Origin of the sequence: Roseovarius dicentrarchi (assembly GCF_003316635.1) — a bacterium.
Classification (GTDB): Bacteria; Pseudomonadota; Alphaproteobacteria; order Rhodobacterales; family Rhodobacteraceae; genus Roseovarius; species Roseovarius dicentrarchi.
In genome coordinates this window covers 1-6217 of record NZ_QNQP01000047.1, presented here as the reverse complement: position 1 = coordinate 6217, position 6217 = coordinate 1, and the positions used below count along the sequence as shown (strand labels likewise).

The window sequence follows — 6217 nt, the reverse complement described above, 5'->3', positions numbered from 1 at the left end:
CGATGACCAACCGTACCCAAGGCCCCCGGAGCTGTCCGGGAATTACCGAAATCCCTGTCCGGGATTTACCGAAACGCGTGTCCGGGAATTACTGAAATCCGTGTCCGGGAATTAGCGAAACCCGCAGGCATACGCCGGGACGGGCAGAAGGTGCTGCTTTCGATCATGAATATGGGCGGTGAAAGCAAGGCTGCCTGGGCCGAGTTTCTCGGCGATCTCGATGCGCGCGGCCTGAAGCGACCGGAATTTGTCATTGTCGACGGCGCGCCAGGGCTCGAGGCCGCGCTTGTCGCGCTCTGGAGCGAGGATCTGCCGATCCAGCGCTGCACCGTTCACAAGCACCGCAATCTTCTCGGCCACGCCCCAAAACGCATGCAGGACGAGTTGACCGAGGATTACCGCGACATGATCTATGCCGACAGCGCGGTCGAAATCGACAAACGCCGCAAGGCCTTCCTGCGCAAATGGCGGCTGAAGTGCCGCGCGGTGGCGGACAGCCTGGAAGAGGCCGGGGACCGGCTGTTCACCTTCACCCGGCTGGACACGTCGCAGTGGAAATCGGCCCGCACGACAAACGCCATCGAGCGCCTGAACGAAGAATTTCGCCGCCGCATCAAAACCCAGACCGTGCTGCCCTGCGCCGAAACCGTGCCGATGCTGCTCTGGGCGCTGATGGCTTCGGGCCAGATCCAGATGCGAAAAGTGGATGGCTCGGAAACCTTGGCTCAGCCCATCGCCCCGATCAGCCTTGACCTCGCCGCCTGATCAGGCCCAAATTCCCATGCCCGGAGAACGCCGCCACAGAATTTCCACCAGATTCGAGACACCACCGGCAAATGCCTGACTGGCTTCTAAGTGTGAGAGTATGCACACCATCGAGCTTGAATTGCTTAACGAGATACGCGATGGAGAAGGTGATGCAAAAAAGGATGCTGGGTAGATTTTCTAGAGTTGTCTGGCAAAATATTTGAACAGCGGGCAACGCCTGAGGCTGTGAGGACATGGGATCCTATTACGTGGATCGCAGTCATCCCATCTCCCTCTTTCCCGGTCCCAAACAGGAGATGAGCCATGAAACTTCTTAAGCGGATTGAGCGTTATGTTTCTGCGATTTTCTCACTAGGCCGCACCAAGGAACTGTCCAAGGAGACCCGCGCAAGGGTTGATCGCTTGGACCAGGGCATGCGTTGGTATGAAACACTGGCCGAGGATCTGGAAACACTGGCCGAGGATCTGATTGCGGATTACAATCGGGAAAAAGCGGTTTTGCAGCGCATCAGTCAGTCGGATACTGCTGTACTTGCACGGATGTTCAGTGATTTGTCTCGCAGACTTGACGAGGTTGCGAATGGCAGAAGGGCGATGCCTAATGTCGCTCCAGCCAAGTTTGATTTCCCCACAACCAGTGGCTTTGATCTATTTAAAGAAAGTTTCTATCACCGGTTTGAAAACCGCTATCGCGGCGAGCCCGAAGAGGTTTCTAGACGCCTGAAAGTCTACTTACCAGACGTGGAGGCCGCTTGGCTACAGACTGAAAAGAAACCAGTTTTAGATCTTGGCTGCGGACGTGGCGAATGGCTGGGGTTGCTCGCTGAAAACGGGATTAGCAGTTTTGGTGTGGACCTTAACGCCGTACAGATTGAGGAGGCGCTTGAGCAGGGCCATGACGTGCGTCAGGGCAACGCCCTTCAAGCTTTGGCGGATCAGGAAGATAATAGCCTGTCAGCCATCTCCGCACACCATCTTATCGAACATCTGCCGTTTGACGCGGTGGCTTGGATCACGCGCGAGGCACTGCGTGTCCTGGCACCTGGAGGTCTGTTGCTCTTTGAGACGCCAAACACCCGAAATGTGCTGGTAGGTGCTACATCCTTCCATACCGATCCCACACATCTCAAGCCGATGCCTGAACAGGTCATGGAAGTCCTCCTTGAGACCATAGGCTTCAGTCCTATAGATATATATGGTCTCAACCCTCATGAACGCTTCAACGAATTCCTGTCAAAACCCGACTTCAACGATGAACTGGCTTTCTTGATGTTCGGCCCTCAGGATCTTGCAGTCCTCGGCACCAAGCCGATCGGAGACTGATCCAGTGCGTATAGGCGTCCTCAGAACCCAAGTGCCATTTGTATCAGGCGGGGCAGAGCGGCATGCCGCGAACCTTGTAGCAGCCCTAAACGCACATGGTCATCAGGCCACAGAGATCACGCTCCCCTTCAAATGGTATCCAGGTGAAGCGCTCGCTGATCACATCCTTGCGGCTAAAATGATTGATGTCTCCGAGACTGAAGGCGTACCTATTGATTTAGCCATTGGCCTGAAATTTCCCGCTTGGCTGGTACATCACCCCAATAAAGTTTTCTGGGTACTGCATCAGCACCGGCAGGCCTATGATCAATGGGAGCTGGGCACGTCTGAGATGCTGGACACACCGCAAGGTGAGGTTCTCCGGGCGTTCATCCGCGAAGAGGACCGCGCCGCCTTCGCAGCAAGTCCGCATCCAATCTATGCCAATTCCGACAACGTGGCCGATCGGATGAGAAAGCATCTCGGACTTAAGGCGCAGCCTCTCTATCATCCACCGCCCAATGCAGAAGATCTGAGGCAAGGATCTTACGGCGATTATCTCTTCGTGCCAGGCCGCATCAATCCCTCCAAACGGCTGGAGTTGAGCCTGCAGGCACTCGTCCACTCAAAGGCGAGGCTAGTGATCGCAGGCGTGGCTGAAAATTCAACCTACCAGAACCATCTGATGCAGATGGCGTCTGAGCTGGGCGTCACGAGCCGTATCACATGGCTCGGCGCAGTGGATGACGCAACATTGATCCGTCACTACGCGGAAGCCCGCGGCGTCGTCTTTGTCCCCAAGGATGAGGATTATGGGTATATCACGCTGGAAGCGATGCTATCGGCGAAACCCGTCGTTACCGTGACAGATTCAGGTGGACCGTTAGAGTTTATCACCAATGGATCAGAAGGCCTTATCACAGCTCCGGACCCAGTCGTACTGGGGGTCGCTTTTGATCAGCTGATGGACAATTTGGCAGAAGCTGAACGCATGGGGCAGGCGGGTCATGCCCGTTACAATAAACTCAATATATCGTGGGATCATGTCGTCACAACTCTGACTGGGCAGACCTCCACACCGACAAAGTCCGCCGCGCCTGCACCCAAGGTATCACAGAAGCCGTTAAAGAGCCCTGCCGCTCCGCGCCAAGAGGCCGAGCAGCAGCTCTTTGATGCTGTAGCCCCACCTCGACCACCTAAAGGCATTCCCTTTGAAAATATTGCGCAGGTTCTTCAAGCCTATGCTTTTGAAGAACTTCCTGCAGCCCTGGAGCGCAAAGAGCCGCCTATCGATACAGGTCTTGCAAGCTATCTCGATACGCACTGGACGCGCTTCATGACAACACTCAATCAGCTTGAAGGGGTGAATGTGTCCAGCGCTCTCGATGTGGGCGTGTTCCCTCCACTGGTTTTCCAGATGCTGCTGGCCAATCGTTTTCCGAAGGTGGAAATGCACGGCCTCTGGGAAGGCCCCGAACCTTACCGGCAAACCGTTCGTGCACGTGACAACAAGTTTCAAAGCTTCGATATAACACTGAAGGCTGCCAATGGTGAGCGCGATCCTTGGCCGTACCAAGACAACAGCTTCGACTTGGTTACTGGCATGGAGATTCTGGAGCATCTCGCTCTTGATCCTTATTTTTTCTTTACGGAAGCCGCCCGCGTCCTCAAACCCGGCGGGCATCTGTTGATAACCACGCCTAATGTTGTGAGCCATCGCGGTGTCTGGAAAGCACTATGCGGGATAGCACCTTATTCCTTTGGTATCTTTGTACCTTCGGGCGGTGCCTATGGACGTCATAACCGCGAATATGCACCGCAGGAACTCGCCATGCTGGGGGACGCCGCAGGGTTTGAAACCGTGCGGCTGCAAACAATCGACGTCTATGATCGTCACATAGAACAGGAAGCCGCACAGATATTGGTCAACCGAGGGGATGACCTATCACTGCGTGGTGAGAATATTCAGTACCTAGCCCGCAAGGTGGGGACGCCGAAAGACGTTCCGCAGGCCCTTTATCACGGTGATCCCACGCGTATGCATGGAGCGTTTTTGGTGGCCTCTCGAGCAGAGGCTACGGGGCTCACAAAGCTCGACGTGCAAAATACCTCATCCAGCTTCTGGCCCATTGACGGAGACCGTTCGACCTGTGTTTTGGCCGAATGGATAGACGGGGAAGGATTTTTGCGCCACCAGCACTTGATGCAACCTCTGACCAGTCCCATCGGCCCTGGCGAGTCCGGCCAAATCACCCTACGCCTCGATGAAGGACAGGTAGATGCGGGCAAGCTCCGTCTACATCTCTACCAGTCTGGTGTCGGTGTCTTCACCGGGCGCGGCCGAGCTGTTCCACTCGAACTATCCTGTTCAGAGGAAGCTTTTCTGCGGATCGTAAAAAATACTCCACTACCGCGGAGTGCGCCTTGAAACCTCGTATTCACTGGGTCTCACCGCTGCCCCCCGCACAGACGGATATTGCCCATTACACCCGCCGTATCTTGCCAGAGCTAGTCGCGGCCTCCGATTTGGTTCTTTGGACAGACGCATCCGAATGGGACCGGGAGCTATACAATTTCTGCCCCGTCCGCAGACTCGACCCCGACCGTATAATGCCGCGTGATTTTGCACGTGCAGGGCGGCGCGATGGCACGATGGCACGAGGCCCGGAGACTGTGTTTGTCAACATCGGCAATGCATGGCCCTTCCACGCAGCTTTCCTGAGGATGATCCAGCGAATTCCCTCCGTGGTGATCCTGCATGATATGGCCATTCAGGAGTTGTGCTTCGATGCTGTAAAAAATGGGCTGTTCCCGCGCGATACTTATGATGCCAGCATGGCTCACTGGCACGGGCAGGCAGGACTGCAAAAAGCAAAAGACGTGTTAGAAGGTCGCCGCAAGCTCGGTGATCTGGCCCAAGAAATTCCTGGTTTTGAAGTTACCCTTCCTTGTGCGGTTTCCGCAGTAACACATACGTCCATCGCCCGCGATGCGATCGCCGCAACTGGCACTGTGCCGGCATATCTGTTGGACCTACCGTTCCGTCTCTCTACCAAAACACCACAGATCATCCGATCAGGTATTGGGCCGCTGCGCTTTGTGCAATTTGGATACACTGGCCCAAACCGCCGGTTGCAGCAGGTACTCGAAGCGCTGGCTCCTTTGAAGCAGAAAATCGACTTTCGCTTGGATATCATGGGCAGCGTCTGGGATCCCTCCTATATACGGCGCCGCATAGACGAATTAGGCCTCAGCGAACATGTGCGGCTCCACGGCTTTGTCAACGAAAGCGACCTTGACCAAAAACTTCGAGAAGCCCATCTCGTCTTCAATTTGCGTTATCCCACCATGGGTGAAGCTTCAGGTAGCCAACTGCGTATTTGGAACGCCGCAGCCCCATCCGTCGTTACGAATTTAGGATGGTATGCCACCCTGCCTTCAAACACGGTGTTTAAGATCGAGCAGGACGAGGAGATTCCTGCATTGCAGGCACTTGTGCGTAAGATTTACGCCAATCCAGCAGTCGGGCGCGCAGTAGGAGCTGCGGGGCGTGCACGCCTTGAGGAGAGGCATACACCTAGTCATTACGTGAAAGCGGTGCTGGATGTTGTTACGCGATTTTCCGCAGATGCTGCTGCTGCAACGCGTGCACAGCGTCTGAAAGGCGTAATGCCAGCTGACAGTGCTCTTAAGAGGTGGTCGTGAAAAATCGGACCAATAGAGGTCGCAGGGGAAGGGATAGTCCAGTACGGCGGCGAGATAGATGAACCCGCGCGCCATGGGAATGTAGGTGATGTCCATTGCCCAGACCTGATTGGGCCGGGTGATCGGCAGCTTTCTCAGCAGATATGGGTAAATCTTGTGCCCCGGCGCCGGTTTCGAGGTGTTCGGCTTGCGATAGAGCGCCTCGATGCCCATGCGCTTCATCAGCGTGGCAACGTGCAGCCGGCCGACTTTGAGCCCTTCTTGCACCAGCAGTCCCTGCAACATCCGGCTGCCCGCGAACGGGAATTCCATGTGTAGCTTGTCGATCCGGTGCATCAATTTCAGATCGGCATCCGAGACCGGGCGCGGCTTGTAATAGACGCTGCCCCGGCTGATCCCCAGCACCTTGGCCTGACGGCTGACACTCAGCTTCGCGGTGAGA

3 protein-coding genes and 2 pseudogenes are annotated in these 6217 nt (G+C 55.6%); 4 read left to right on the top strand and 1 reads right to left on the bottom strand.

The window, feature by feature from the left end; translation table 11 throughout:
* Window positions 1–126: 126 nt before the first annotated feature.
* The 4 genes and pseudogenes from DQ230_RS16525 to DQ230_RS16510 form a co-directional block, all read left to right on the top strand.
* Window positions 127–765: pseudogene (locus DQ230_RS16525) on the top strand (IS256 family transposase); the annotation flags it as partial.
* A gap of 306 nt (window positions 766–1071) precedes the next feature.
* Complete coding sequence (locus DQ230_RS16520) at window positions 1072–2091, top strand: class I SAM-dependent methyltransferase (RefSeq protein ID WP_113913665.1); 1020 nt, start codon at window positions 1072–1074, stop codon at window positions 2089–2091.
* A 4-nt stretch (window positions 2092–2095) separates the two neighbouring features.
* Window positions 2096–4498, top strand: a complete 2403-nt coding sequence (locus DQ230_RS16515; protein WP_113913664.1) for a glycosyltransferase — start codon at window positions 2096–2098, stop codon at window positions 4496–4498.
* A 245-nt stretch (window positions 4499–4743) separates the two neighbouring features.
* On the top strand, window positions 4744–5775 hold the full coding sequence (locus DQ230_RS16510) for a glycosyltransferase (protein WP_238987577.1): 1032 nt from the start codon (window positions 4744–4746) through the stop codon (window positions 5773–5775).
* A 33-nt stretch (window positions 5776–5808) separates the two neighbouring features.
* Here the strand turns inward: DQ230_RS16510 and DQ230_RS16505 are convergent.
* Window positions 5809–6217: pseudogene (locus DQ230_RS16505) on the bottom strand (IS3 family transposase); the annotation flags it as partial.

Excerpts from the sequence above, each read along its gene's own strand:
- DQ230_RS16520 (WP_113913665.1), top strand. The coding sequence starts at position 1,072 with ATGAAACTTCTTAAGCGGATTGAGCGTTATGTTTCTGCGATTTTCTCA.